Raw genomic sequence first — 24,861 nt, 5'->3', positions numbered from 1 at the left:
GCCTAGCTCCATCCTAGACCAGATACCGAGGCGACCGTGACCCAACCCAATCCCTCTGCCCCGATAATCGGCAATCCGATCGTGATCGGTATCGACGCCGGCGGCACCATGACCGACACGATCCTTGTCGATCAGGACGGCCACTTCAAGATCGGCAAGTCGGCGACCACGCCGAAGAACGAGGCCGAAGGCTTCCTCGCCTCGGCCGAAGACGCGGCCGATGCCTGGGGCATCTCGCTGGAGTCACTCTTCTCCGGCGTCAACGTCGTGCTCTATTCCGGCACCGGCATGCTCAACACGCTGCTGTCGCGCACCGGCCGTCGCCTCGGTCTGATCACCACCAAGGGCCTGGAGGACATGATCCTGATGGGCCGCGGCTTGCAGGCCTGGGCCGACTATTCCTATGCCGACCGGATGCATGCGGTCACCCATCATCATCCCGATCCGCTGGTGCCGCGCCGCCGCACCCACGGTGTCACCGAGCGCATCGACCAGTTCGGCGACATCGTGCTGCCGCTCTACGAACATGAAGTCGCAGCCGCCGCCAAAAAGCTGATCGCCGACAAGGTCGAGGCGATCTGCATCATGACGATCTTCTCGCACGTCAATCCGGTGCACGAGAAGCGCATTGCCGATATCTGCCGCGAGGAGATCGCCAAGGCCGGCGCCGAGATATCAGTCTACACCAGCCACGAAGTCCGTCCCGTCATCCGCGAACAGTCGCGGCTGAACTCGGTGCTGATCGAGGCCTACGCCACCTCGCGCGGCCGCAAGCAGCTTAGGGGTATCGAGGACGTCTCGAAGAAATACGGCTTCAAATACGGCGTGCAAACGCTGCTTTCCTTCGGCGGCCTGACCTCGATCAACCATCCGCGCCTGCACGAAACCATGATCTCCGGCCCGATCGGCGGCATCCTTGGGGCGGCCTATGTCGGCAAGCTGATCGGCAACGACTCGCTGATCTGTTCGGACATGGGTGGTACTTCCTTCGACATGGGCGTCATCTCGCGCGGCCAGACGCGGATCGAGAACGAGCCGTTGATGGACCGTTTCAAGCTCAACGTGCCGACGCTGCACCTCGACACGATTGGCGCCGGCGCCGGCATGATCCTCAAGGTCGACCCGCTGACCAAGAAGGTCTCGCTCGGACCGGAAAGCGCTGGCTCCGACCCCGGCCCGATCTGCTTCGCCAAGGGCGGCACCGAACCCACCATCGCCGATTGCGACGCCATTCTCGGCCGCCTGAACCCGTATTATTTCCTCGGCGGCAAGGTCGTCCTGCAGGTCGAAAAGGCGCGCAAGGCCTTTGAAGAAAAGTGCTCCAGCATCCTTGGCGTTGGGGTCGAGGAGGCTGCCGAGGGCATGATCGAGATGCTGGAGGCCGACGCCAACAACGCACTGCGCCGCGTCATCTCCGGCCAGGGCATCCACCCCTCGGAATTCACCCTGCTCTCCTATGGTGGCTCCGGTCCGCTGCATCTTGCCGGCTGCTCCAGGGGCATCGGCTTCAAGGACATCATCACCTTCCAGTTCGCCGCCGCCTTCTCGGCCTTCGGTTGCACCACCGCCGATTTCATGCGCCGCCATTCGGTGTCGACGCAGCACGACATCGGCGCCCGGGCCAGCGATGACGAACTGCTCGCCTTCGGAAAAAAGGTCACCACGGTCTGGAACGATCTGACCAAAGCAGCGGTCGACGAGATGATCACCGACGGCCATAGCAGGGACAAGATCAAGACCGTGCCGTTCCTGATGATGCGCTACACCGGCCAGCTCGAGGATGTCGAAGTCATGGCGCCGCTCGCCGAGGTCAACTCCGCCGACGATATGCGCAAGGTCATTGACGAGTTCGAAGCTGTCTACGCCAAGGTCAATCATCGCGTGTCGCGTTATGGCGAGGCCGGCTTCACCATCACCGAGCTTGGCCTCATCGCCACCGCCGACAAGGTCAAGCCAGTGCTGCTCAAGCGGCCGCTCGGCAAGTCCGACCCGGCAGCCGCCCACAAGGGCGTGCGCGAGGCCTATATTGGCGGGCGCTGGCACAAGGCCAATCTCTACGAGATGGATCTGCTGCAGCCCGGCCATGAAGTGATCGGCCCGGCCATCATCGAACATCCCGCCACCACGCTCGTCGTTCATCCGCAGGACCGTGTCCATGTCGATGAGTGGACGCTGCTGCATTACACCCACGCTTGAGAGGGCGATCGCCATGTTGGACAAACCTGCTTCGGCCCTGCGCCTTCGCGAAAGACTGCTCGATTCCGAGCGGCTCATGGAAGAGACCGGCTGCTATGATGGCATCACCGAGCTCACGCTGCGCAACCAGGACCCGCTGAAATTCGAGACGCTGCACACCAAGCTGCGCGCCTATTGCGTCTCGGCCCGCGAAATGGCGCGTCGCATCTCGGCATCGCCCGGCGTGCGTGAGGTCGGCGAGATGGTGGTCGCCATCTACACCCCCGAAGGCGACGCCATTGCGCTGTCCAACGGCATCATGGTGCACGTCCACACGATGAGCCGCTTCATCAAGTGGATGATCAAGAACAATTACGAGGAAAACCCGAAGATCCGCGAAGGCGACATCTTCGCCAACAATGACGCTTTCATCGGCACGGTGCAGGTGCCCGACGTGATGGACGTGGTGCCGATCTTCCATGAAGGCACGCTGGTCGGCTGGGCAGGTGCGGTCTGCCACGAGCTGGAAGCCGGCGGCATCACGCCTGGCGGCGACGTCTGCCTGGCTCAGGAGCGCTTCACCGAAGGCCTGTTCGTCTGCGCCGAGAAGATCGGCGAGAATGACGAGATCCGCCGCGACTACGTCATCCGCTGCGAGCGCAATCTGCGCATGCCCATCTACTGGGTGCTCGACGAAAAGGCTAAGGTCGCCTCTTGCATCGACATGCGCGAAAGCGTCCAGCATCTGATCTCCGAGATCGGCCTCGACTACTGGATGAAGGTGTCGAAGGAATTCATCGAGGAAGGCCGCCGCGCCCAGCTCGCCCGCACCCGCCAGCTCACCGTTCCCGGCATCTATCGCGGCCACACTTTCTACGGCCACGTTACGGCCGGCAAACCTGGCTTCCAGCTGCTCGGCGATCCCGATTGGCTCTACAACATCCCGATCGAGATGGAGATCACCACCGACGGTAAGATCACCATGGACTTCGAGGGCACGCAGCCCTGGGGCTACCATTCGATGAACTGCACGCCGGCCGGCATGGATGGCGGCATGTTTGTCACCTTGACCCAGCACATGAATTTCGAAGGCCTGGTCAATGACGGCGCCTGGATGGCGACCGAGCTGAAATTGCCGCACGGCACCTGGACCAACCCGGACAATGAGATGGTTGCGACCGCCACCTCATGGGCACTGCTGCTGCCGGCCTATGGCGTCTTCCAGCGGCTTTTGTCTCGCGGCTTCGTGGCGCGTGGCTTCGTCGAGGAGGCCTTCGTCGGCCAGGTCAACAGCCCGATGATCGAGATGGGTGGCGAAAGCCAGTACGGTACGCCGTTCGGCATGGCGCATTTTGAATGCGCCGCCGCTGGCTCCGGCGCGCTGGCCATCGCCGATGGCCTCGACACCGCCTATGTCGGCTGGAATCCGGAATCCGACATGGGCAACATCGAGGTCTGGGAACAGTCGATGCCGATGGTCTATATCGGCCGCTCGATCGTCCCCAATTCGGGCGGCGCCGGCAAATATCGCGGCGGCTGTTCCTTCGTCTCGACCTGGCTGATCAACAAGACCTCGCATCTGCGGCTCCACACATCGGAGCATTCCTCGCGCGTGTTCGACAATGGCGGCATGTGCGGCGGTTATCCCGCGCCGACCTGCCAAAAACATCGCGCGGTGCGCAACTCCAACATCCACGAACTGGCGGCCAAGGGTGAACCGCTGGCGCATGCGCCCGGCATCGCCCCTGACGTCTCCGACTATGAGAAGAATATCGGCGGTGACCATGTCGTGGTCGAAGGCCCCTACATCACCGCGCCGCACAAATCCGGCGACATCTTCAGCCATTCCTACAATGGCGGCGGCGGTTATGGCGACGTGCTGGAACGCGATCCGATCAAGACGGCATGGGACGTCGAGAACGGTTTTCTCACCCGCCAGGCGGCCGACCAGGTTTTCGGCATCATTCTGAAGGACGATGCCGAGGGCTATCCGGTTGCCGATATCGACGCCACGATTAAACGTCGGGCCGCCATGCGCAAGCAGCGTCTGGCCAAGGCGATCCCCGTTTCGGACTGGATCGAAGCCGAACGCGGCCGGGTCGAGAAGGCTGACTTCGCCCCCGAGGTGAAGAAGATGTACGCCAGCGCGATCAAGCTTTCCTCGCGCTTCACCAAAGATTTCAGTGATTTCTGGAAGGTCGACGCCAAATCGATCTTCATGCCGGGAGCAAAGCCATGACCTCGTACAGCAAGGAAGTCCTTGCCGATCTCGCCGCTGGCCAGCTGCCCTGGCCGCAGACGCGGCGCATCATGAGCGCCTACAAGGACGATGACCGCTTCTTCAAGATGGTCGCCGTCTATCAGGACCGCGTCGCCTGGAAAGACCCGATCCTGCTGCCGGTCTCGGATCATTTGTTCATCTGCCAAAGCGGCGACGAGCGGATCACCCGCTGCGAATGCGGCCACTCCTTCGGCGACTACCGCAAGAACTGGAAGCTCAAGGCCGCGATCATCGTGCGCAACACCGAGGAAGCGTTGCGCGAGATCTACCCGAACAGCGATATCCCCGATCCGCAGTGGATGGAGATCCGCGAGTTTATCTGCCCGGAATGCGGCACCATGCACGAGGTGGAGGCGGCGGCCCCCGGCTACCCCATCGTGCATGATTTCGAACCCGATCTCGAAGGCTTCTATCGCGAATGGCTGGGCAAACCACTGTAGGAAGCTGATCTTGTGAACCGCGTCGCCGGCAAGGTAGCGTTCTTTGCCGGCACCGGCCTATGAATAGCGTGTCGGACGTAGGCATCGGAGACTGGCCACATGACAAATCTTTCCGGCCGCAGCGCGATCGTCACCGGCGGGTTTTCCGGCATGGGCTTCGCCATTGCCGCGGCCCTGGCGCAGGCCGGCGTCAATGTCGCCGTCGGCTCCTACATTGCCCCCGCCGGGGCCGACAAATCCGATGCCGCCTACTATCCCGGCGCTGACGAGATCGAGCGGGTTCGCGCAGCTCTCGCGGCCCACGGCACGAGGGTTCACGCTGCTCATCTCGATGTCCGTGACAGTGAGATCACCAACCTTTTCGTGGCCGAAGCCGAAGCCGCTGTCGGCGCTGCCGACATACTGGTCAACGCCGCCGGCACCACCGCCGAGCAGCCGGTCTGCGGCCATTCCGATTCGCTGTGGGACAAGATCGTAGACACCAACCTGACCGGCGCATTCCGCGCTACCCGTGCCGTGCTTCCCGGCATGATCGAGCGCGGTTGGGGGCGCATCGTCAACATCGGCTCGACCGCCGCTTCCGTCGGCTGGAAGGATAACCCCGCCTATTGCGCCTCCAAGGCCGGACTTCTCGGCCTCACCCGCTGCGTGGCTCTGGAAGGGGCCGCACACGGCGTCACCTGCGTCATGATCAGCCCGACCTGGGTCGAGACCGAACTGATGCGCCGCAATGTGGCGCAAGTCGTCGAGCGCGAGGGCAAGGGCCGCAGCGCCCAGGAAGCGATGGCCGAGATCGCCAAAGGCAATCCGCAGCAGCGTATGCTGCAGCCGCAGGAGATCGCCGCTCTGGCGGTATTCCTGTGCTCGGATCTCGCCAAAGGCATCACCATGGAAAACATACAGATCACCGGCGGGGCCCTGTGGTAGTGTGTTCTCCTCGCCTGATCCGGGCGGGCGTACTGGGTGGGCTACCGGCTGATTCCTCCCCGTTCGCTAGAGCAATCCCAGGAAAAGTGTGAACGGTTTCCCGTTCGGAATCGCGTCAAAACAAAGAGTTAGAGCGGTTTGCCGACGGCGAACTGCTCTAGTGTAAGACAAGGTGACCGGATTTGCCATTGAGCATGCGGTGCGATAGGTTATATTGCACTGCACAATGGAGATGCCCCTTATTGCACGCCCCTGTTTGCGGATATGCCGGCCGGCTTGCGGCCTGCCTGGCTTGCCGGCCCTGGGTCGCGTCGACGGGACTCTGAGATGAAGATTCCAAAGTCATTGCTGGTCGATCCCGAGAAAAACTCGGTCTATGGCGCATTTGCCGTGGCCGTCTCGATCTGGGCGTTCTCCTACTCCGTCATTTTCGGCCAGGTGCTGATCCTGGCCTACTACGCCGTCTGGCTTCCGCTGATACTGGTCGACTACCGGCGCTTCCTGAGGCAACTGTCCAGCGCCTGGCTGCCGCTGCTGTTCGCGGCCTATATCTGCTTCTCCGTCTTCTGGTCGCAGGCACCCGGCGTCACCGCCAGAACCGCGATCCAGTATCTTTCCCACATTGCCTGTGCCTATGTCGCGGCGCGCACCGTCAGCGTGCGTACTCTGACGCTGGGCGCGCTGATCGGCATATTCGTCGTCATGCTCTACTCGCTCAAGGTAGGGGCCTATTCCGAGGACGTTCTCGACGGCAGCTATAGTTTCGTCGGCGCGTTTGCCTCCAAGAACCAGATCGGCTTTGTCGCCTCGCTGGGTATCTATTTCAGCGTGGTATACCTTGCCTTTTACCGGCGCGGCCGGCTGAGCCTGATCCTGGCTTTGCCTGTCGTGATCTTGTCGACGTATCTTCTGGCGCTCTCCCATTCCGCCACGTCGATGGCCTCGATCCCTGCGGTGCTGGCGCTGGTGGCCCTTCTCGCCATCACCAAGCTACTGCCGAGACGTTATCGCCGGGTCATTTTCATAGTTGGCGCGGGCCTGCTGGTCGTGGCGGTCTTTGTCGCCCTTAATCTCGGTCTGATGGATTTCGTTCTCGGCATTTTCGGCAAGGATTCGACGCTTACGGGGCGGACCTATCTCTGGGACCAGGGCTGGACCACCGCGCAGCGATCCCCGATCCTTGGTGTCGGCTATGGAGCCTACTGGGTACAGGGTTTTGCCGAAGCCGAGCGGCTCTGGAACGAATTCTACATAACCTCGCGCACGGGCTTTCATTTCCATAACACCTATATCGAAGCCCTCGTCGAACTTGGCTTCGTTGGCGCGGTGATGATTTCGCTGATTATCCTGCGCACGCTGGTCGGCCATGTCACCGCGGTGATCTTCAGAACATGGCAGACCGAGCCGGTGATCCTTGCAGGCGTGATGGTGCTGTTGGTGATCAGGTCATTCGTCGAGGTCGATATCCTCAACCCCTACATAATGGGCTCGTTCTTGCTCTATTACAGTCACTTCAAACTGGCGCGCGTGCCTGTTACCCGCACGCGATGGGCGCGGGTCGGCTTCATGGAACCCGGTGGCGCGGAGAAGTCGGCATTGCCCGGCTAATCGGTTCCGACCAAGGCGCGTAGCGGCTTTGAGCGATAGGGATCAAGTACGGATGTAGTCGGGGGATGCCACGACCTCGCGCAGGACCCGGGCAGGATTTCCTGCCACAAGGCTTCGCGGGGGAACGCTCTTGGTGACGACCGATCCGGCGCCAATGACGCTGTGGTCGCCAAGCTCGACACCGGGCAGAATTATGGAATTTCGACCGATCCAGACATTATCGCCGATGAGAACGGCTTTGGTCTTGACGCCCGAGCCTTCGTCGATCTCGTGATAGTTCGAATCCTGGATGACGACGCAATCCCCAATAAGACAGTTTTTCCCTATGCTTACACGGAGCGCGGCATCGATCATGACGCCGCTGTTGATGAACGATCTCGAACCGATAGACAGCTTGCCTTTGCCCGACACATGAAACCAGGAGCGCGATCCGAAACCGCGAAATGAAACAAGCGAGCCAAATTCAATTCCGCCTTTGCCGGCGATGTGAGGCGCCGTCCCCAGCACGGAAACCCGATCGGCAATTTTTATGCCTCTCATCCTCCAGACGAGCGTGAAGATCGAACCCTTCAAATATCTTCGAATGCGGTAGACGTTCACGACGCCATCTCTTCGTTCGCCCGCGACGGTATCGTCACGCAGGCAGGATTATCAGCGAGGGTAATACGTGGTCTTCGATGGACAGTGGGCTTGCGCGCCCGCGAGACCTGTCTTCTTCAAAACGCCTGCGAACGCTCGATGCTCTTTTTCGAAATCCTACTGGCTGGCCAGCGGCGCTATCTTGACCTTGATCACGTCGCCAGGCAGCACCGGCGTGTCTTCCTTGGCGGTGATTTCGCTGGTCTTGCCATCGACATTGCGCACCAGCGAATAGACGAGAGTGGGCTGCTGGTCGTTGGTGATGGCGGCCGTCGTCGAGGGATCGCTGGCCTGGGCGATCAGGCCTTTCTGCATGTTCACTTTCAGCGCGGCCTCGTTCAGGTCGGCCTCGGTCTGCTGCCGGTCGGCGGCGAGGGTGGAACTCAAGGTGTTCTGGGCATCGATGGCGTCCTGCGTCGCCTTGCTGATCGACTGCTTGGCGGTGAGGATGGCTGTCTCATAGTCCAGGATCTTGCCCTGCAGGTCGGTGACGGACTGCTGCGAATCCAGGAGCCGCGAATTGGCGACAAGGCCCTTCTGCGCCAGCGGACCGATGCTGGCGAGCTGCTGCTGTGCCAGATCGACCTGCTTCTGTTGGTTGACGATCTTCTTTTGCAGCGATTCGATTTCGGCCTGCAGAACGCCCTTGAGATCGTCGAGCGCCTCGAGCTTCAGCTTCAGCGCCTTCTGGTCCGCCGTTAGGATCGTCATCTCGTCGGCGACGATGGTCGGCAGCCTTGGGTCGCTCTGGACCTCCTGCGGCGCCTCGAAGCTCGCCTTGCCGGCCAGATCGGCATCGATGCGGGCGCGCCTGACGATCAACCGGACGCGCTGGTCGTCGGAAATATCGAAATTGCCCTTGGCGGTGACCAGGTCCTTGCCGAGCTGCGGGCCGTAATCGGTGTTGCGCCTGATGCCGCCGGCGACACTGATCGCCTTCAGCACCGTCAGATCGGGCACAAAGGGAAATTGGCCGGGGTTCTGCACCTCGCCGGAAATATAGAACGGGCGGAATTGCGCCATCTCGACCGAGGCTTCGGGCTTGTCCGACAGAGCGAGCTTGTGCTGCAGCGCTTCGCCGATCGCGGCCGCGACTTCCGCCGTGGTCTTGCCGGCCGCCGGCAACTCGCCGACGAAAGGCACCGACAGCGTTCCGCCCGGACCGACCGTGTATTCACCGTTCACCGCCGACCAGTCACGGAACGTACCTTCCACGGTCTGCCATTCGGCGATCCGGATGGTGAGCTTGTCCTGCGAGCCGAGCTGGTATTCGCCTGATATGGCGATCTGGGGAAGAAAAGCGAGCGACACCGCAAGGCACGTGGCCATGAGCCGGGAGCGGCCGGAAAGAGGGCCGCTGCCAAAGGCTTCGAACATGTCTGTTTTCAACTGAACGTTCCGATCCGTTTTAGCCCCATCGCCCGATGAGCTTGCCGCCGGATGCCTGGTGCCGGCGGCCGGTCAGTAAGAGCCGCGTGACATCCAGACGGCCGGCACAGTCTTGATGATGATGCGCACGTCGCCGAACAGCGACCAATTCTCGACATAGTGGCGATCGAAGGCGACACGGCTGTCGTAGGAGACGTCGTTGCGGCCGCTGACCTGCCACAGGCCGGTCAGGCCGGGCCGCGACTTCAGATAGTACACGGCGGCACTGCCGTAGATTTCCAGCTCGTCGCGCACCACCGGACGAGGCCCGACAAGGCTCATGTCGCCCTGCAGGATGTTGATGATCTGCGGCAGTTCATCGAGGCTAAGCTTGCGCAACACCGCGCCGACACGGGTGACGCGCGGATCGTTCTTCAATTTGCGGGTAGCCACCCATTCCGCATTGGCGTCCGGATTGGTGGCAAGGTAGGCAGCCAGCACCTTGTCGCCGTCCGGAACCATGGTGCGGAACTTCAGGCACGGAAAAATCCGTCCGCCGCGACCGATTCGCCGATGACCGTAGAAAATCGATCCACCGTCGGAAAACTTGACCAGCAGCGCTATCATCACAAACAGCGGGCTGAGAGCAATCAAACCAGCCAGCGAACCGGCAATATCGAAGCTGCGCTTGATGAGGCCGCCGATTGGCGGCGGAAAGTCGGTGTCAGGCTGCGAAAAGTCCGCCGTGGCCGACTTGGCAATATCCCTCATGCGGAAACTCCATGCGTTGAACGAATGGTTCACCACAAAGATATCAAAAAAATGCTGCAGCGCAACACACAATTTCCCAGACCCTTGAAATAGTCACGTCATGAATTGACTAAATTATAAGCTAGCGATGCACATTTTTCGGGATGCTTAGCACATTTGTGACAATAAATGGGCAAGTGGAAAAAAATAAGGATCTTTTTGGGGCGATTTTTGGGCAAGCCGTTCTCGGCGGTCCGGAATGGTACATTTTAGTGCTTTAGGAAGGTGCGAAGTTCGCGACGATTAGCATAAAATACTACTTAATATTGTGGATTGTACTGAAAAAACATAGCCGCTTCAGGTTGAGTGAATTGTGGTAGTGTGCATTGCAGCATGGCAGAGTCGATCGCGTAAGCTCAATCAAAAATATGTGCGGTTGCCCTTGCCGCCCTCTGCTCGCCTTAATAGAATTGCAAATTATACCTGTCAGAGTGGCGACAGGTTGAAAGGCCGGAAGCAACCGGTCGATAGCGGGCATCCTTACAAGCCCGCGTAACAAGGGACGGCGCTCGGGTGGGGCTATCGTTGGATATAACCCGAGCCGGTTTATGGGCTGTTGGGTATGTCACTTCCAAAATTCATCGTCGGGATGGTTTTCGCTCTTGCGATCGTCGTCGCCTGGTCCTGGCTTGGCGGCGCGTCGATAGGCACGACACTGCTGCGTGTCATCATCTGCGCCGTGGTCATTCAGGCCGGCTATTTCGTCCTAGTCTATGCCATGATCGCCAGGAGCGCGCCGACGCCGGCCGACATGGCGCGCGAGGCCGAAAGAAAGCTGAGCTCACCCGACGTTTCGGAAGGCGAGAAGCTGGGCAGTGCAAGGCGCAGCCTGCATTAGTTTCCACGGGGATATGACCTGGCTTCAGGCCACATTGGCGGGTTCGGTTTCCGACTGTTCTCCCGACAGCATCTTGGACAGCCGGCTCGCCGGCTTCGCCTTCAGTCGCTGATACTGCCCGACTTCCACGACACGGCCGTCTTCCATCGCCACCACCCAGTCGGCGAAGGCGATCATCGATGGCCGGTGCGCGATGGTCAGTATGGTCATCGTGCCGCGCAATCCGTCGATCGACCGGGCTATCAGTGACTGGTTCTGCCAGTCGAGTGCGCTAGTCGCCTCGTCGAGGATGAGCAGCGACGGCTTGCGCAGCAGCGCACGCGCCAGCGCGATGCGCTGGCGCTCGCCGCCTGAGAGGCGCACGCCACGGTCGCCGACCACCGTATCCAGCCGATGATCGAGCCGTTCGACGAATTCGCCGGCATGAGCGGCACGCAATGCGGTCCACAAATCGTCGTCGCTGGCTTGCGGCGCGGCAAGACGCAGGTTCGCCGCGATCGTGTCATGCAGCAGGAACACGTCCTGCGGCACATAGGCGACCTGGTTACGCCAGCGCCGGCGATTGCTGGCATCGATCTCGACGCCGTCGACAAGGATCTTGCCGGTGGTCGGCTCGAGCAGGCCAAGCAGCACGTCGGCGATCGTGCTCTTGCCCGATCCCGAGGGCCCGATCAGGGCGGTGACCTTGCCCGAGGGAAGGCCGAAGGTGATATCGCTCACCACCGCCTTGCCGGCGCCGTCGTAGTCGAAGGAGACGCCGCGAATGTTCAGTCCGGTATCGAGCGACAGCTTTTGCGAATCTTCCGATTCGGCATGGCCCGGCTCGCGCTCGGCGTCGAAACGGGCCTGCAGGCTGCGCATGGCCGTATAGGCGGGCAGGTTGATCAGCACCTGCTGGGCCTGCGTCTGCATGTCCATGAAGCGCGGCGCGATGCGCATGAAAACCAGCAGCAGCACGACAATCTCGGCCAGCGACAGGTTGAACCGGACCAGCGCCACATAGATGAACAGGCTCAAGCCGACGACGCTCGCCACCTGGAACACGGCGGTGCCGATCGAGCTGTTGCTGACATAGTTGATGTTGTCGGCCTTCATCTTTTCGAGCGTTGCCTGCAGTTGCGCGAAATAGCTGGCCTCGACATTCAGGCTCTTGGCCACCTTGATGCCACCGAGGAACTCCGAGACCGTGCGGTACTGATCCTGGCGATTGGTCGTCAGGACCCGGCCAAAGGCGGTGGCGCGCGCGCGAAACGGCTGCAGCGCTATGAACATCACGATGCCGATGACGATGGCAAACGCCGTCATGACAGGCGAGATGAACATCGAGATCACGAGATAGCCCACCAGCAGCACTGATATCTGCACCAGCATGAGCAGCGAGAAGGCGGCGCCCTGGACGCGGTCGATGTCGCCGGTCAGGGCATGGTCGAGATCCGAGCTACGCATGCGCGAGAACACGCCCCAGCGCGCCTTGCCGATGCTTTCGAACAGGTTCATGCGCAAGCGGTTGATGAAATCGAAGAGAAGCCTGGCCATGTAAACCGACTTGAAGCGGTTGAACGCGGCCTGCACGGCAACAAGCCCGACCAGCGCGCACAGCACCGTCGTCAGTTGCAGCGTTCCGTCCGGCACCAACCAGCGCACGAAATCGTTGTTCGGCAACCGCACCGCGAAATCCTGGTCGGCGCGCCCGACCAGGTGCAGCAGCGGCACCAAAAGCAGGATGGAAATGCCTTCCGTCAGGCTGCCGAGGATCAGGAACAGCAGCGCCGTCCAGGTTCGCCGGCCGCCGATCTGGGCAATGACGGCGCCGAGCGCGGCGACATCGCGAAACAGCGACAGACGGAGGATTGAAGGCTTCGCCATGATTGCGCTCACCGCTGCCGACGGCCAGCCGCCAGATCCTTGGCTGCCAGACTCCCGGCCGCCAGATCCCCGGCTGCGAGATCGGTTTCGACCAACTCCACGGCCTCGCCAATCCTGTCGAGGCCGGCCGGAACTTCCAGCCGGAACACGCCGACATGGTTAGCGATTGCTGAACATTGGCGAAAATGCAGCGCCGCGAAATCGCCAGACAGCGCCGCGCGGCCGAACCGCGTCACGTAGGAAAATTTGATGATCGCCGGCAAGGCGGCGATGCCGGGCAAGGCCGTAACCGCGGCTCTTTGGCCGCGCTCGAGGACATAGATCCTGGTCGCCGGCACCGTGCCGCCGGAGAAGGCGCCGTGCAGGCGATGTTGCATCTTCTCGATCGCCGGATGCACTTGCGGCCGCACCTCCGCTTGCCCCAGCGAAATCGCGGCCGCGGCGTCGGCGGCAAGCTTGATCTGCGGAAAGCCCGGAACGATCATCGGCGCGTCCGGTTTGGCGAGATCGAGCGCCACGACATCGTCGGTAAGCAGATCATGCCCGGCCCGGATCAGCGCGCTTGCCGTCGTCGATTTGCCGGCGCCCTTGTCGCCCATGAAGATGGCGCCCTTGCCGGCCACCGCGATGGCGCTGGCATGCAGGACGAGCAGGCCACGCTGGTGCAGCAGCAGCGCCAACACCGGTCCCAGCAACGGGAAGGCGAGCAGCGCGTCATCGACGCCGGGCGCTGGCTCGATGTCGATGCGGCTGAAATCGCTGATCAGGAAGGCGCCGACGGCATGCCACGCCAGATATTGCCGGTCCGGCTCGAAGCGGAAGATCGTAGCGGCCTCGGGCGAAGGCTTCGGCATGTCGATCGTGCCGATGGCGATCAGGATATCCGGCTCCGCCGGTTCCGCCGGCTCCAGCTCGGGCAAGGCCACATCGGACGCGACGGTCAGGCCGTACGCCCGGTAAAAATGGCACTTTCTGACCATCCCGCCAGGCGAAGGCGGATTATCAAGGTAGGTGGCGAGTGGCTGGTTGCGAGGCATCATGCGGGACTCTCGCTGTGCTGGACTTGCCGCAGCCAGAGCGACAGTGAGGCCGAGCGCCAGACATACTGGACATCGAGCGGTGCTGCCTGGTCCGGCTGGCGCAGCAGCCGTGCATAGGCGGCGCTCACCTGTGGCAGGTTGACATAGGGCGCGATGCGGTCGGCATCCGAGACCAGCAATTGTTCCAGCAGGTCGCGATGGTTGCGCACCATGCCGTTGACGAGATTGGCGGTGAAATCAATCTTGGTGCGCCGCCACTGGACCTCTGCCGGCAGGATTCCTTCCATGGCGCGGCGAAGCACATAGCGGCCAAAGCCGTGGCTGAGTTTTTCCTCGCCCGGCAGCGCCAGGCAGAACTCGACCAGCGGCTTGTCCCAGAAGGGATAGCGCGGTTCGACGCCGAAATTGGCAGCCGCCTTGTCGAGCACCTCGAAAGAGTGCGGCACGTAGCCGTTGGACAGGATCCAGCGATGGCTGAGCGCGTCGCTGGCCTGGACGCCGGGCGGCATGTAGCCGGCGCGATGGAAGCGGTCGATAAGTTCGGTCCGCCTGGCCAGGTCTGGATTGACCAGGTCGCGCCAGCTGCGGCCGCGCTGCATTTGCGTGGGCTTGCGTATCTTGTTGAGAACCCTGGTCGCCATCTGTCTCGCCTTGGCGATCCGCCAGGCCGGTCCGTAAAGGGTCAGGAACTGGAAATAGAGCCCAAACGTGCTGTCGCCATAGGTGTTGGAGGCGCTGCGGACCTCGCGCCAAAGGTCCAGCCACCTGCCGCCATTGGCAAGCTCGTGCAGATGGCCATGTCCCGGGGAAACGACCTCGTCGCCGCCATGGCCGTCGAGAAGCACCTTGATGCCCTTGGCGCCCGCCGTCCGGTAGATGCCGCGGGTGAGCGTCAGGCCCGGTGCCAGGAAGGTGCCTTCCTGCTCTTCAAGGACCCGCTCGAATTCCGCAAAGGGTGCGTAATTGCCGACAGGGATCAGCGTCGGGTCGGTCTTCTGCTGATCGAGCACGGCATCGATGAAGGGGCGCTCGTCCATCGGCGAGCCCTTGTCGAAAATCAGCGAGAAGGTCGGCAGCTTCGGTTTGCGATCGGCGGCGTTCTGCAGGCCGGCGACACAGGCGATCGACGACGAATCGAGGCCGCCGCTCAGCATCGCGCCGATCGACTGGCTTCCGCGCATGCGGTTGCGCACCGATTGCGAGAACAGATGGGCGAATTCTTCCGCCGCATCCGACCGCAACGGTCGCGGCGACGGCTCGATCTGCCAATATCGGCGCAGCACCACCTGTTGTGCGGTGACGGTGAGGCTGTGGCGCGCCGGCAGGCTGAAGATGTCGCTGTAGGCGGTGGATTGCGGGTCGTCGGGAAGTCCGGCCAGGAACCCCGAAATGCTGCGCTCGCTGATGCGCGCGCCAATCCCGTCGAGGTCAAGCATGGGCCCGATCTCGGAGGCGAAGGCAAAGCGCCGGTCCGCTGCGTGGTAGTAGAATGGCTTGACCCCGAAATGGTCGCGCGCGCAAAACAACAGCTGCCGCTCGGCGTCCCAGATGGCAAAGGCGAAATCGCCTTGCAGATGCACGGGGCTGGCTTCCCCCCAGCGCAGATAGGCCCGCATCAGCAATGTCGCGTCCGCAACCGACCTGTCGCGTATGCCGAGCCTCGCCATCAGCTCGTCGCGATTGTCCAGCCGGCAATCGGCGGTGATGGCGAGCTTGCCGCCGGCCATGGTCAGCGGGCCGGGGCCGGCTTCATCGGTCGTGTTCAGCCAGGCGTGGCCAAGCGCGATGCCGCTGTCCAGCCACCATGAATTTCCGTCAGGGCCGCGATGACGCATGCGTGCCAGCATCCGTTGGATGTCGGTCGCTGCGTCCGCCGGCGCGGGCTCCTGTCGCAGCAGGATTCCGGCCACGCCGCTCATCGGCTGCCGTGGTCTACCAGATGCGCGAAACCATCGATGGAGCCGCCAAGCACGACATGGTTGTCGCTGACCAGCCAGGCATGCGCTTTCAGTTGCTGGCCGGTGCCGCGTTCGATACCGATGCGGATGTTGGAGGCATTGCCCTGGCGCGCGAGAATGTATTGGCCCGAAAGCGCCTGGGTGAGGCAAGAGGCGCGCGGCACGAACCGTGCGGCCGCGGCAACCCCCCAGGCGACGAGCCGCAACTCGCCCATGCTTGCGCACTGGTGCGCGTTGAGCCGGGTCACCATGCCGCGAACACGGTTGTACGAAAACAACGTCAGCCCAAGCCGGACGGTCGTGACCACTAGCAGGCAATGGCAAAGGAAGAGTGCTTCCGAGCCGCTCAGGAAGAGAACCCTGGTCAAGCCCGGCTTGCGGGGCCGACGGTTCGCTGGCCTCGGACGTCTTTCCGCCGCAGGTCTTTGCCGAGAAACCACGGCCTTTTGCGGAACCGGCCTAGACAAGTGCCTCATTGTGCAGCCTCGCAAGTCCGTTTTCGGCCAGGCCTTTCAGCAAGGCGTCGACGTCGGCCTTGCAGCGCTCGGCGTCGACATTGTAGCGCGCAAGCACAGCGCCACGGATATCGGCGATCGACTTCGGCTCCTGGATCAGCTCCCAGATGAACGCGCCGACGCCGTTGAGGCTGTAATAAATATTGGATTTAAGATTGAGGAGCGCGAGGCCTTCACCGAAGTCGCAAGCCACGGCATCCTTCGTGGCGCTCACATTATCGCGCTCGGATGGGTTCCAGTTCATCCAAAACCTCGTTTGAAACACACGGTCTACGCGTCGTCAGTTCAAAAGGGAAAGTCGGGGATTTTCATCCCCGGCTCCATTCACGGTCTTCAATCCTGGAGGCCCAACGTCACTCCTCCAGAATCAGGCTAGTCTCAGGAGAACGTCAGATCGCCAATCGGGGTGTGCGCCGGAAACGACGCGTCGATTGCCGTGCTGCCGCCACCACCCTGGGTGATGGTTTCGATCGAACCATGTACCGTCAGGCTGGGCGTTTCGTACTCATGCTTTTCAACATTCTGTTCCATTTTACTCTCCAATGAGGACTGGAAACGGCCTGTCGAGTGCCGTCAGCACTTTCATGCTGCGCTGCAATAGCTGCATGGCACCATTTATGAGTCAAGCCTGATTTACCTCTGGTTAATCAATTACGGGTTGCGGGCGTCACCATGCGTGTGCGAACTGCTCAAAATTCTGCCTCTATTGGGCTTAAACCGGGTGAAGTTAGGTCGCGCGGCTGGTGATTCTTTAAGCAATTGATTTTGCTTGCATAAAAAGTACATAGCGCCGGCGCTTTTTTAGGCAAGGCTAAAAAGATGGATTTTTGTTAGCCGGCCGGTATCGATGGCTGGCTGAAGTGCCTCGATCGGATCGGAATTTCAGCCTTATGTTGCGCCATCTTCAGAAAGCTAGGCAAACGTTCTGGTTGCAAAATTTCGCACTGCGAAAGGAAAGACTTTACGGCGCCGAGGTTTTTGAGGATGCTTTGCTTCGCACTTGCAGCATAACTGTCGCGCAAACCGCATTTTGGAGACCACGCGCTCAATGGCCTTGCCGGAAAGTTCCTATGAACGACTGCGCGCCGCCGACTGCGCCGACGAGATCGCGTATGTACAAGCCTGCCTGCGGTTGTATTTCTCCGGGCCGACGGCCTCGGCCGGCGACGTGTCGCCGCCAACCCTCTCCGCCGCCGCCATCGGCGACATCGCCAGGCTGAACAAGGTCGCCACCTTCGTTCTGAAGGCGCTGTCGCGGGCGCCGGCGGGCGACAGGCCGGCCGAACTCTTCCAGTGGCTCGACACCTATCGCCGACGCACGGTTTCGATGAATGCCGCCTGCCTCATGGATTCGATGGCGATCCATCAGGCGCTGCGCGACAGGCAGATCGATTTCGTCTTTCTCAAAGGCCCGTTCCAGCAGCATCTGCTCTACGACGACCATTTCATGAAGCCTTCCGGCGATGTCGACATCCTGGTTTCCCCCGCCGGTTTTTCCAGGGCTCGCGACGTGTTGCGCTCGATCGGCTACGAGGTTGCCGGCAAGTCGCGCTCGGTCTGGTGGGTTCGTTTCCTTGGCGAGCAGCATATGATTCGCGGCAATGGCCCGAAAGCGTCCACGGTCGACCTTCACTATCGCCTCCAGCAGCCCGGCTCGCCCAGTCCGCGTGACGCCGATGGGTTCCTGCGGCGCAAACGGCTGGTTGAGATCACCGGCGTTGAAGTTCCGTTCACCTCGGCCGCCGACACGCTGATGCTGTCCTGCATCAGCGTCGCCAAGGCGCTGTTCAACCGAGAGCCCTGCGCCGGCTATGTCTGCGATATCAGGGCCAGCGCCAACCGTCTCGACGAGGCTGATCAGCGCCGCGTGCTCGATGCGGCGGTGAGCCAGGGGCTGGACGATACACTGCTGCTCGGCCTGCGCGCCGCCGACGTGTTGCTGGGCGGCACCGGCACGCTTTTGTCCGAGCGGGCCAAGCCGATCCTGTCGCGCATCGGCAATGAGGATCTGCTCAACATGGTCATCGCGCCATGGCTGTCGTCGCTGCGATGGCCGCAGCGGCGAACCGTGTTGTGGGAATTGTGCGGCAGGGCTCCCGTCCGCTACCTCGCCGAAGCCGGCTGGGCAGCGTCGGCGGACATCAGCCGCCGCATCTTCGAACGGCCGGCCAGTCCGTGATGGCGGAGGTGTCGGAACACGTGCAGGGCGAGGGCATATCGGAACCTGTGCAAGAGGCGAACCTATGTCGATGACGAAATCCGAGGTCTGCGTGATCATCGCGGCCAAAAATGCGGGGCGCACCATCGCGGTCGCCATCGCATCCGCGTTGCGCGAACCTGAGGTGGCCGAGGTCGTCGTTGTTGACGACGGCTCCACCGACAATACCGCTGAGGTCGCCCGCGCCGCCGACGACGGCAGCGGACGGCTCAAGGTCATGCGCCTCGACGTCAATCGCGGCCCTTCCTTCGCCCGCAATGCCGCGATCGCCGGCTCAAAAGCGCCGTTCATCAGCATTCTGGACGCCGACGACTTCTTCCTCGAGGGCCGGTTTCGCACCCTGTTTGCCGGCGCCGATTGGGATTTCGCGGCCGACAACATCATGCTCATCAGGGACGACGCGACGCGCGACGCGACGAAAATCGTCGCTCCGGATTTTGCCGCCGATCCGGAATTCCTCGATTTCGAGCGCTTCGTCGAGGGCAACATCTCCAGGCGCCACGTGCAAAGAGGCGAGCTTGGCTTTCTGAAGCCGGTGATCAGCCGTGCCTTCCTCGACCGGCATGGATTGCGCTACGACGAGAGCTTGCGCCTGGGCGAGGATTACGAACTCTACGCCCGCGCCGTCGCCCACGGGGCAAGGTTCAAGGTCATCCGTTCCTGCGGCTATGGTGCCATCGTGCGCGCCGATTCGCTCAGCGGCCGCCACAAGACGCAGGACCTGAAGCGGCTGGCCGATGCGGATCTGGCGCTGCTGGCGATCGACAGCCTGCCGGAAGGCTCAAAAGCGGTGCTGCGGCGGCATGAACGGCATGTGCGCGACAAATATCGGCTGCGCAATTTCCTCGACGTGAAGGCCGAGCGCGGGCTGGCTTCGGCTGCTGCCTATGCCTTTGCAAGTCAATCCAACCTGGTCCCCATCGTCCAGGGCGTCGCGTCCGACAAGCTCGCGGCGCTGTTTCGTCGCGTTGGCCTTGTCTCCGGGAACAAACATGTGCCGCCGCTGCGTTTCCTGATGGCCGGGACCAGTGCGGGCAAGGAGCGGTAGAGCGCAGGGAATGCCCGGTTCAGCCGCCAAGAGGCAAGCTCACCGCGCGGACCGTTACCGGCGGATTTATGAGTTTATGAATTGAGTGGTTGCCTCATCGCTCCGGGGATGGCAGTCTATGTTGCGGTGCAGCAAATTGGACGACCAACCGAACTGGCCCCCGATCGGATTGGTGAAGTATCTCCCGTCAGCGGAGTTGGACGACGCGGTACGAGTTTTTCAGCCTCGCTTGCGGGGATCGGCCAGGTGTCCGGCAGGCAAGCCGGCGATGACAGGAATTTAGGCCCATGGCCTCGATATTCGGCTTCAGATCAAGGGATCCGGCCCGCGACCGGCAGGCCGACATTGCGCGCCTCGATCGGCTGGCGAAGCTGTTCGAGCAGATCTCCGCCGAGATCGAGGCTGAGAGAACCGGCCTGGAGAGCCGCTACCGCAAGACGGCGACCAACGCGGCCTTCCTCGTCGAAGCCACGGAAAACGGCTCGGCCTCGCAGAAGCGGTCATCCGAAGTCAGCGCACTGACGGAGTCGATCCTGAATTGCGAGCGCCGCATCGCGGCGCTTTCGCGCCAGAACGGCATGATGAAAGAACTGCGTCATTCGCTGGATATGGTTTTCGACGAAAATGGGAGTTCCGATTCGGCCGCCGCGGTCGACTTCGGCAGGCCTGCGGGCACCCGCCGGGCGTGACCGTGAAGGCGCGGGAACTGCTGCAAAGATGTGATGCGAGGCAGGAAAGGGACTTTGGGAAGGTCAAAGAGGAGGTCAAGGTTGGCCCGTTTGGAAGCGGTTCAAACGTCGACTTTGGGTTGGGGACACACAGCACAAAGGTGAGTTTGGTATGAATTCGGATCCGAAAACCACGTCCACGACAGCAAATGACACATCGCCCTTCGCGCATCTGACCCGGCAAACCGGCCTGCGGCGGTTGGGTTTGATCGGGGCGCTGTTGCTGGCCGCTCTTGGCAGCCTCCCGGCGGCTCCCGCCCATGCACAGGATATCCAGTCCGCCCCGTCTTTCGTCGATGATTTCAAAAGCTTCGATCGGTCGCGCTGGTATGTCTCCGACGGCTGGAACAACGGCAGCCATCAAAATTGCAACTGGTCGAAAGGGCTGGTCGCGCTTTCCGACGGGGTGCTGTCGCTTGGCTTCGAAAAGCAGAAGCTGAAGGATCGTGAGTTCGCTTGCGGCGAGATCCAGACCAAGCAGCGCTTCGGCTACGGCACCTACGAAGCACGGCTGAAGACCGACGCCGGCTCCGGTCTCAATGCGGCGTTCTTCTCCTATATCGGCCCGTCCGACAAGCAGCCCTGGGACGAGATCGATTTCGAGATCCTGACCAAGGACACCTCCAAGGTGCAGGTCAACGCCTATATCGACGGCAAGGGCAAGAACGAGAAGCTGGTCGACGTGCCGGGCGGCACCGAAAAGGCCTTCAACGACTACGCCTTCGTCTGGCAAAAGGACAGTCTGCGCTGGTATGTCAACGGCCAGCTGGTCAACACCATCACCGATCCGACAAAACTGCCCAGCCATGCGCAGAAGATCTTCTTCAGCCTTTGGGGCAGCGACACCTTGAAGGGCTGGATGGGCACATTCGCCGATCCCGGCCGCAAGCTTTCGCTGCAGGTCGAACGCGTTGCCTTCACAGCACTTGGCGAGCCATGTCAGTTTCCAGAATCGCTCGTATGCAGCGTAAAAGAGTTGGGAAAGACGAATTGAATCGGCCGGACCGAAAACGGATCCCGGCCCTGGACAGGAATGAAACCGAATGAACTTGACGGTGTTTGGAATTGGCTATGTCGGCCTCGTGCAGGCCGCGGTGCTTGCCGAGGTTGGCCACCAGGTTGTTTGCGTCGACATCGACGCCAACAAGGTGGAACGGCTCAACCAGGGCTTCGTCCCGATTTTCGAGCCGGGCCTTGAGAGCCTCGTCAAGGAAAACCACGCCGCCGGTCGTATCAAGTTCACCACCGATGCCGCCGCCGCCGTCAGGCACGGCGAAATCCAGATGATCGCGGTCGGCACGCCGCCCGGCGAGGATGGTTCGGCCGATCTCAAATATGTGCTCGCGGTCGCCGAGACCATCGGCCGCGAGATGGATAGCGCCAAGATCGTCGTCGGTAAGTCGACCGTGCCGGTCGGCACCTGCGAAAAGGTCAAGGCCAGGATCGCCGAGACGCTGAAGAAGAGGGGGCGCGAGGATCTGGGCTTCGACGTCGCCTCCAATCCCGAATTCCTCAAGGAAGGCTCGGCCGTCGCCGATTGCATGAAGCCGGACCGCATCATCGTCGGCACCGACAGCGAAGAGACGGAGGCGGTGATGCGCGAGCTCTATGCGCCCTTCAACCGCAACCACGAGAAGATGATCGTGATGGACGTGCGCAGCGCCGAATTCACGAAATACGCCGCCAACTGCATGCTGGCGACCAAGATCAGCTTCATGAACGAGATGGCCAATCTGGCCGAGCAGCTCGGCGCCGACATCGAGGAGGTGCGCAAGGGCATCGGCAGCGATCCGCGCATCGGCTACCACTTCATCTATCCGGGTCTCGGCTATGGCGGCTCGTGCTTCCCCAAGGACGTGCGCGCGCTGATCAAGACCGCCGAGGGCGTCAAATTCGACGCCAAGCTGCTGCGCGCCGTCGAGGAGCGCAACAACGACCAGAAATCCGTCCTGTTCGACAAGGTGAACCGCTATTTCAAGGGTAGTCTCAAGGGCAAGACCTTTGCGCTGTGGGGCCTGGCCTTCAAGCCCAACACCGACGACATGCGCGAAGCGCCGGCGCGTGTGCTGATGGAAGCGCTCTGGAACGCCGGTGCGGCCGTGCAGGCTTATGACCCCGAGGCGATGCAGGAATGCCAAGCCATCTACGGCCTGCGCGACGACCTGCTTTTGTGCGGCACCAAGGAAGCGGCCTTGCGCGGCGCCGATGCGCTGCTCATCGCCACCGAATGGAAGAGTTTCCGCGCGCCGTCCTTCGATGCGTTGAAGGATGCGCTGACCACGCCGGTCATCTTCGACGGCCGCAACCTCTATGACCCCAAGGTCGTGGCGCGCCACGGCATCGAATACCACTCGATAGGCAGACTGGCGGCGTGAGACCGGACGCGAAGAGCAAACAGGAACTGGCACGCGCACCCGGCGCGGAAAGGTGTTGTGGCTGATGGTGCTGGACGTAAAGCCCGAGCGAATCACCAGGGATCATTTCGATGTTGTCGCGATCGGTTCCGGCTTCGGTTCGGCCTTCTTCCTGCACGAGTTCGCCAAGCGGCGCAAGGCGCGCATCCTGGTTCTGGAATGGGGCCGCCACAACACGCATGAATGGCAGCTCGACCAGGACGCCAACACCGACATCGACGACGAAACGACCTACAAAACCAATTCAGACAAGCCGTGGAATTACACGATCGGGCTGGGCGGCGGCACCAACTGCTGGTTCGCGCAGACGCCACGCTTCCATCCCAACGACTTCAGGCTGAAAAGCACCTATGGCATCGGCAATGACTGGCCGATCAGCTATGACGATGTCGAGCCGTTCTACTGCGACGCCGAAGAGATCATGTCGATCTCCGGCGATCCCGACATGGCGCAGATGCTGCCGCGCTCGAAACCGTTTCCGCAACCGCCGCATCGCATGTCGACGCCCGACAAGATGATGAAGGCGGCCCAGCCCGACCAGCACTTCGTCATGCCGACTGCGCGGGCGAGGGTACCAACGGCGCAACGCACCTCGTGCTGTGCCAATTTGCGCTGCTGGCTGTGTCCGGTCGACGCCAAATTCACCGTCAACAACGGCCTGATGCATGTCTTCGAGCATCCCGACGTTTCAGTTTGCCTCGGCGCGGAAGTGCGCAGGCTCGATCATGTCGGCGGCACGGTCCGTTCGGTCACCTTCGTGAAGGATGGCAAGGAGTATCAGGTCGGCGGCGACCTCTTCATTCTCGGCGCCAATGCCATCCAGAGCGCGGCGATCATGCTGCGATCCGGCCTAGGAGACGAATTCGTCGGGCGCGGCCTGCATGAATCCTATGGCTGGAATTTTGAGGTCTATCTCGACGGCGTCGACAATTTCGACGGCAGCACCATCACCACCGGCCTGAATTTCGGCCTCTATGACGGTCCCCACCGGTCCGAGCACGCAGCCGCACTGGTTTATTTCGAGAACCGCTGGCAGCATGGGATGCGGGCCGAGAAGGGTCGGCTGCGCCAGACATTGCCACTTGTCGTGGTCACCGAAAACCTGCTCGATCACGAGAATTTCGTCACCCTCGACGAGGACGACAATGCTTTCGTCAGCTTCAAGGCACCGTCGGACTACGCGGTCAAGGGCATGGCCCGGGCGCTGGACAAATTGCCTGGCCTGCTTTCGCCGCTGCCGGTCGAAAAGCTCTTCGACCGTGGCATCCGGCCAACGGAATCGCATGTCCAGGGCACGCTGAGAATGGGCACCGGTCCGGCTGATTCTGTGATCGACAGCAACATGATCCATCACCGGTTGAGAAACCTGGTTGTCGTCGGCACCAGCACCTATCCGAGCTGCTCCTGCGCCAACCCCAGCCTGACCGCGGCAGCCTTGTCCTTGCGGGCAGCGAGCCGGATCGCGTGAGAGGAGCAGCCTGATGATCGAAGTCACACGGCGCTCGGCACTGGCCATCCTGGCGGGAGGCGTAGCGTCGACCGGTGTTGCCTATGCGGCCGTCTCCTCGTTCTCGGACGAGGATCTGGTTCGCGTCACGCTCGAAAAATATCTCGGCAGGCTGAACATGCGCATCGAGCATCTGCAGCAGTTCGTGCTCGAGTTCCGCAATCGCAACCCGTGGATATTCCCCAGTGAAAAACTGAGCGATGCCATCACCTTGCTCGAAACGGCGAAGCTCGGACAGGCACGCGGCTTGCTGCCGAAGCAGAAGCGGCGCGATCTCAGGCATTTCGATCGTTGGGCCGTAGCCGAATTCCACATGCTGACGGACTATGCCTGGCGCAGCTCGCCTGATGATCCGATCCGGTTCACGGGATGGCAGTCATGCACCAACCCGTTTGCGACGCTTGATCCACCGCAGAGTGCGTGAGGCGAAAGTGGCCTGCCGGTCAGGCCGCTTTGGAGAAGAGAGCCAGAATATCAGAAT

General features: G+C 61.7%; 22 protein-coding genes. 13 read left to right on the top strand and 9 right to left on the bottom strand.

Translation table 11 applies throughout. From position 1 onward, the window contains the following. The first annotated feature begins 66 nt into the window (after window positions 1-66). From EB235_RS01350 to EB235_RS01330, 5 genes are all read left to right on the top strand, one after another. Window positions 67-2,196: a hydantoinase/oxoprolinase family protein gene (locus tag EB235_RS01350; protein WP_027032742.1), complete on the top strand. Its 2,130-nt coding sequence runs from the start codon at window positions 67-69 to the stop codon at window positions 2,194-2,196. A gap of 13 nt (window positions 2,197-2,209) precedes the next feature. Continuing rightward, window positions 2,210-4,414: a hydantoinase B/oxoprolinase family protein gene (locus tag EB235_RS01345; protein ID WP_027032743.1), complete on the top strand. Its 2,205-nt coding sequence runs from the start codon at window positions 2,210-2,212 to the stop codon at window positions 4,412-4,414. Further along, window positions 4,411-4,896, top strand: a complete 486-nt coding sequence (locus EB235_RS01340) for an acetone carboxylase subunit gamma (RefSeq protein WP_027032744.1) — start codon at window positions 4,411-4,413, stop codon at window positions 4,894-4,896. Before EB235_RS01345 ends, EB235_RS01340 begins: the two co-directional genes overlap by 4 nt. 99 nt (window positions 4,897-4,995) lie before the next feature. Continuing rightward, window positions 4,996-5,823, top strand: coding sequence for an SDR family NAD(P)-dependent oxidoreductase (locus EB235_RS01335; protein ID WP_027032745.1), 828 nt, complete (start codon window positions 4,996-4,998; stop codon window positions 5,821-5,823). A gap of 327 nt (window positions 5,824-6,150) precedes the next feature. Then, window positions 6,151-7,431, top strand: a complete 1,281-nt coding sequence (locus EB235_RS01330; RefSeq protein ID WP_032925835.1) for an O-antigen ligase family protein — start codon at window positions 6,151-6,153, stop codon at window positions 7,429-7,431. Window positions 7,432-7,473: 42 nt separating this feature from the next. Here the strand turns inward: EB235_RS01330 and EB235_RS01325 are convergent, their stop codons facing one another. From EB235_RS01325 to EB235_RS01315, 3 genes are all read right to left on the bottom strand, one after another. After that, complete coding sequence (locus EB235_RS01325; RefSeq protein WP_027032746.1) at window positions 7,474-8,031, bottom strand: acyltransferase; 558 nt, start codon at window positions 8,029-8,031, stop codon at window positions 7,474-7,476. 156 nt (window positions 8,032-8,187) lie between these two features. After that, window positions 8,188-9,447, bottom strand: a complete 1,260-nt coding sequence (locus tag EB235_RS01320; protein WP_027032747.1) for a polysaccharide biosynthesis/export family protein — start codon at window positions 9,445-9,447, stop codon at window positions 8,188-8,190. A gap of 84 nt (window positions 9,448-9,531) precedes the next feature. Beyond that, window positions 9,532-10,209, bottom strand: a complete 678-nt coding sequence (locus tag EB235_RS01315) for a sugar transferase (RefSeq protein ID WP_027032748.1) — start codon at window positions 10,207-10,209, stop codon at window positions 9,532-9,534. Between the two features lie 601 nt (window positions 10,210-10,810). Here EB235_RS01315 and EB235_RS01310 point away from each other — a divergent pair. Continuing rightward, the gene (locus EB235_RS01310) at window positions 10,811-11,086 is read left to right on the top strand and encodes a hypothetical protein (protein WP_027032749.1); all 276 of its coding nucleotides are present in this window, start codon (window positions 10,811-10,813) and stop codon (window positions 11,084-11,086) included. A 24-nt stretch (window positions 11,087-11,110) separates the two neighbouring features. Here EB235_RS01310 and EB235_RS01305 read toward each other — a convergent pair whose 3' ends face one another. The 6 genes from EB235_RS01305 to EB235_RS01280 form a co-directional block, all read right to left on the bottom strand. Next, a complete protein-coding gene (locus EB235_RS01305) occupies window positions 11,111-12,952 on the bottom strand; it encodes an ABC transporter ATP-binding protein (protein WP_032925838.1) in 1,842 nt (613 codons plus the stop codon). Between the two features lie 8 nt (window positions 12,953-12,960). Further along, a complete protein-coding gene (locus tag EB235_RS01300) occupies window positions 12,961-13,992 on the bottom strand; it encodes a serine kinase (protein ID WP_027032751.1) in 1,032 nt (343 codons plus the stop codon). Continuing rightward, window positions 13,989-15,911, bottom strand: coding sequence for a lasso peptide isopeptide bond-forming cyclase (locus EB235_RS01295; protein WP_027032752.1), 1,923 nt, complete (start codon window positions 15,909-15,911; stop codon window positions 13,989-13,991). The genes EB235_RS01300 and EB235_RS01295 overlap by 4 nt, the downstream gene beginning before the upstream one ends. Further along, a complete protein-coding gene (locus tag EB235_RS01290; protein WP_245268882.1) occupies window positions 15,908-16,318 on the bottom strand; it encodes a lasso peptide biosynthesis B2 protein in 411 nt (136 codons plus the stop codon). Before EB235_RS01290 ends, EB235_RS01295 begins: the two co-directional genes overlap by 4 nt. A gap of 91 nt (window positions 16,319-16,409) precedes the next feature. Beyond that, window positions 16,410-16,709, bottom strand: coding sequence for a PqqD family protein (locus tag EB235_RS01285; RefSeq protein WP_027032754.1), 300 nt, complete (start codon window positions 16,707-16,709; stop codon window positions 16,410-16,412). 134 nt (window positions 16,710-16,843) lie between these two features. Next, window positions 16,844-16,996, bottom strand: coding sequence for a lasso peptide (locus EB235_RS01280; protein ID WP_010913078.1), 153 nt, complete (start codon window positions 16,994-16,996; stop codon window positions 16,844-16,846). A 517-nt stretch (window positions 16,997-17,513) separates the two neighbouring features. Between EB235_RS01280 and EB235_RS01275 the strand changes: the two genes are divergently transcribed. From EB235_RS01275 to EB235_RS01245, 7 genes are all read left to right on the top strand, one after another. Then, window positions 17,514-18,644 carry a nucleotidyltransferase family protein gene (locus EB235_RS01275; RefSeq protein ID WP_027032755.1) on the top strand — a complete coding sequence of 377 codons (1,131 nt, stop codon included), beginning with the start codon at window positions 17,514-17,516 and terminating at the stop codon, window positions 18,642-18,644. Between the two features lie 64 nt (window positions 18,645-18,708). Continuing rightward, on the top strand, window positions 18,709-19,731 hold the full coding sequence (locus EB235_RS01270; protein WP_027032756.1) for a glycosyltransferase family 2 protein: 1,023 nt from the start codon (window positions 18,709-18,711) through the stop codon (window positions 19,729-19,731). Window positions 19,732-20,018: 287 nt separating this feature from the next. Further along, window positions 20,019-20,420: a hypothetical protein gene (locus EB235_RS01265; protein ID WP_027032757.1), complete on the top strand. Its 402-nt coding sequence runs from the start codon at window positions 20,019-20,021 to the stop codon at window positions 20,418-20,420. Window positions 20,421-20,571: 151 nt separating this feature from the next. Continuing rightward, entirely contained in the window at window positions 20,572-21,453 is an 882-nt protein-coding gene (locus tag EB235_RS01260; protein ID WP_027032758.1) for a family 16 glycosylhydrolase, read from the top strand. Between the two features lie 49 nt (window positions 21,454-21,502). Beyond that, window positions 21,503-22,834, top strand: coding sequence for a UDP-glucose dehydrogenase family protein (locus EB235_RS01255; protein ID WP_027032759.1), 1,332 nt, complete (start codon window positions 21,503-21,505; stop codon window positions 22,832-22,834). Window positions 22,835-22,898: 64 nt separating this feature from the next. Further along, on the top strand, window positions 22,899-24,341 hold the full coding sequence (locus tag EB235_RS01250) for a GMC oxidoreductase (RefSeq protein ID WP_027032760.1): 1,443 nt from the start codon (window positions 22,899-22,901) through the stop codon (window positions 24,339-24,341). A gap of 13 nt (window positions 24,342-24,354) precedes the next feature. Further along, a complete protein-coding gene (locus EB235_RS01245; protein WP_027032761.1) occupies window positions 24,355-24,804 on the top strand; it encodes a hypothetical protein in 450 nt (149 codons plus the stop codon). Window positions 24,805-24,861 lie beyond the last annotated feature (57 nt).

Origin of the sequence: Mesorhizobium loti R88b (genome assembly GCF_013170845.1) — a bacterium.
Taxonomy (GTDB): domain Bacteria; phylum Pseudomonadota; class Alphaproteobacteria; order Rhizobiales; family Rhizobiaceae; genus Mesorhizobium; species Mesorhizobium loti_B.
Note: the sequence above shows the minus strand (reverse complement) of the source record. Positions and strands in the feature narration are given on the sequence as shown.

Excerpts from the sequence above, each read along its gene's own strand:
- EB235_RS01295 (WP_027032752.1), bottom strand. The coding sequence starts at position 15,911 with ATGAGCGGCGTGGCCGGAATCCTGCTGCGACAGGAGCCCGCGCCGGCG.
- EB235_RS01335 (WP_027032745.1), top strand. The coding sequence starts at position 4,996 with ATGACAAATCTTTCCGGCCGCAGCGCGATCGTCACCGGCGGGTTTTCC.
- EB235_RS01275 (WP_027032755.1), top strand. The coding sequence starts at position 17,514 with ATGGCCTTGCCGGAAAGTTCCTATGAACGACTGCGCGCCGCCGACTGC.
- EB235_RS01300 (WP_027032751.1), bottom strand. The coding sequence starts at position 13,992 with ATGATGCCTCGCAACCAGCCACTCGCCACCTACCTTGATAATCCGCCT.
- EB235_RS01310 (WP_027032749.1), top strand. The coding sequence starts at position 10,811 with ATGTCACTTCCAAAATTCATCGTCGGGATGGTTTTCGCTCTTGCGATC.
- EB235_RS01345 (WP_027032743.1), top strand. The coding sequence starts at position 2,210 with ATGTTGGACAAACCTGCTTCGGCCCTGCGCCTTCGCGAAAGACTGCTC.
- EB235_RS01305 (WP_032925838.1), bottom strand. The coding sequence starts at position 12,952 with ATGGCGAAGCCTTCAATCCTCCGTCTGTCGCTGTTTCGCGATGTCGCC.
- EB235_RS01260 (WP_027032758.1), top strand. The coding sequence starts at position 20,572 with ATGAATTCGGATCCGAAAACCACGTCCACGACAGCAAATGACACATCG.
- EB235_RS01265 (WP_027032757.1), top strand. The coding sequence starts at position 20,019 with ATGGCCTCGATATTCGGCTTCAGATCAAGGGATCCGGCCCGCGACCGG.
- EB235_RS01330 (WP_032925835.1), top strand. The coding sequence starts at position 6,151 with ATGAAGATTCCAAAGTCATTGCTGGTCGATCCCGAGAAAAACTCGGTC.
- EB235_RS01285 (WP_027032754.1), bottom strand. The coding sequence starts at position 16,709 with ATGAACTGGAACCCATCCGAGCGCGATAATGTGAGCGCCACGAAGGAT.
- EB235_RS01320 (WP_027032747.1), bottom strand. The coding sequence starts at position 9,447 with ATGTTCGAAGCCTTTGGCAGCGGCCCTCTTTCCGGCCGCTCCCGGCTC.
- EB235_RS01340 (WP_027032744.1), top strand. The coding sequence starts at position 4,411 with ATGACCTCGTACAGCAAGGAAGTCCTTGCCGATCTCGCCGCTGGCCAG.
- EB235_RS01250 (WP_027032760.1), top strand. The coding sequence starts at position 22,899 with ATGGTGCTGGACGTAAAGCCCGAGCGAATCACCAGGGATCATTTCGAT.
- EB235_RS01255 (WP_027032759.1), top strand. The coding sequence starts at position 21,503 with ATGAACTTGACGGTGTTTGGAATTGGCTATGTCGGCCTCGTGCAGGCC.
- EB235_RS01315 (WP_027032748.1), bottom strand. The coding sequence starts at position 10,209 with ATGAGGGATATTGCCAAGTCGGCCACGGCGGACTTTTCGCAGCCTGAC.
- EB235_RS01270 (WP_027032756.1), top strand. The coding sequence starts at position 18,709 with ATGTCGATGACGAAATCCGAGGTCTGCGTGATCATCGCGGCCAAAAAT.
- EB235_RS01245 (WP_027032761.1), top strand. The coding sequence starts at position 24,355 with ATGATCGAAGTCACACGGCGCTCGGCACTGGCCATCCTGGCGGGAGGC.
- EB235_RS01280 (WP_010913078.1), bottom strand. The coding sequence starts at position 16,996 with ATGGAACAGAATGTTGAAAAGCATGAGTACGAAACGCCCAGCCTGACG.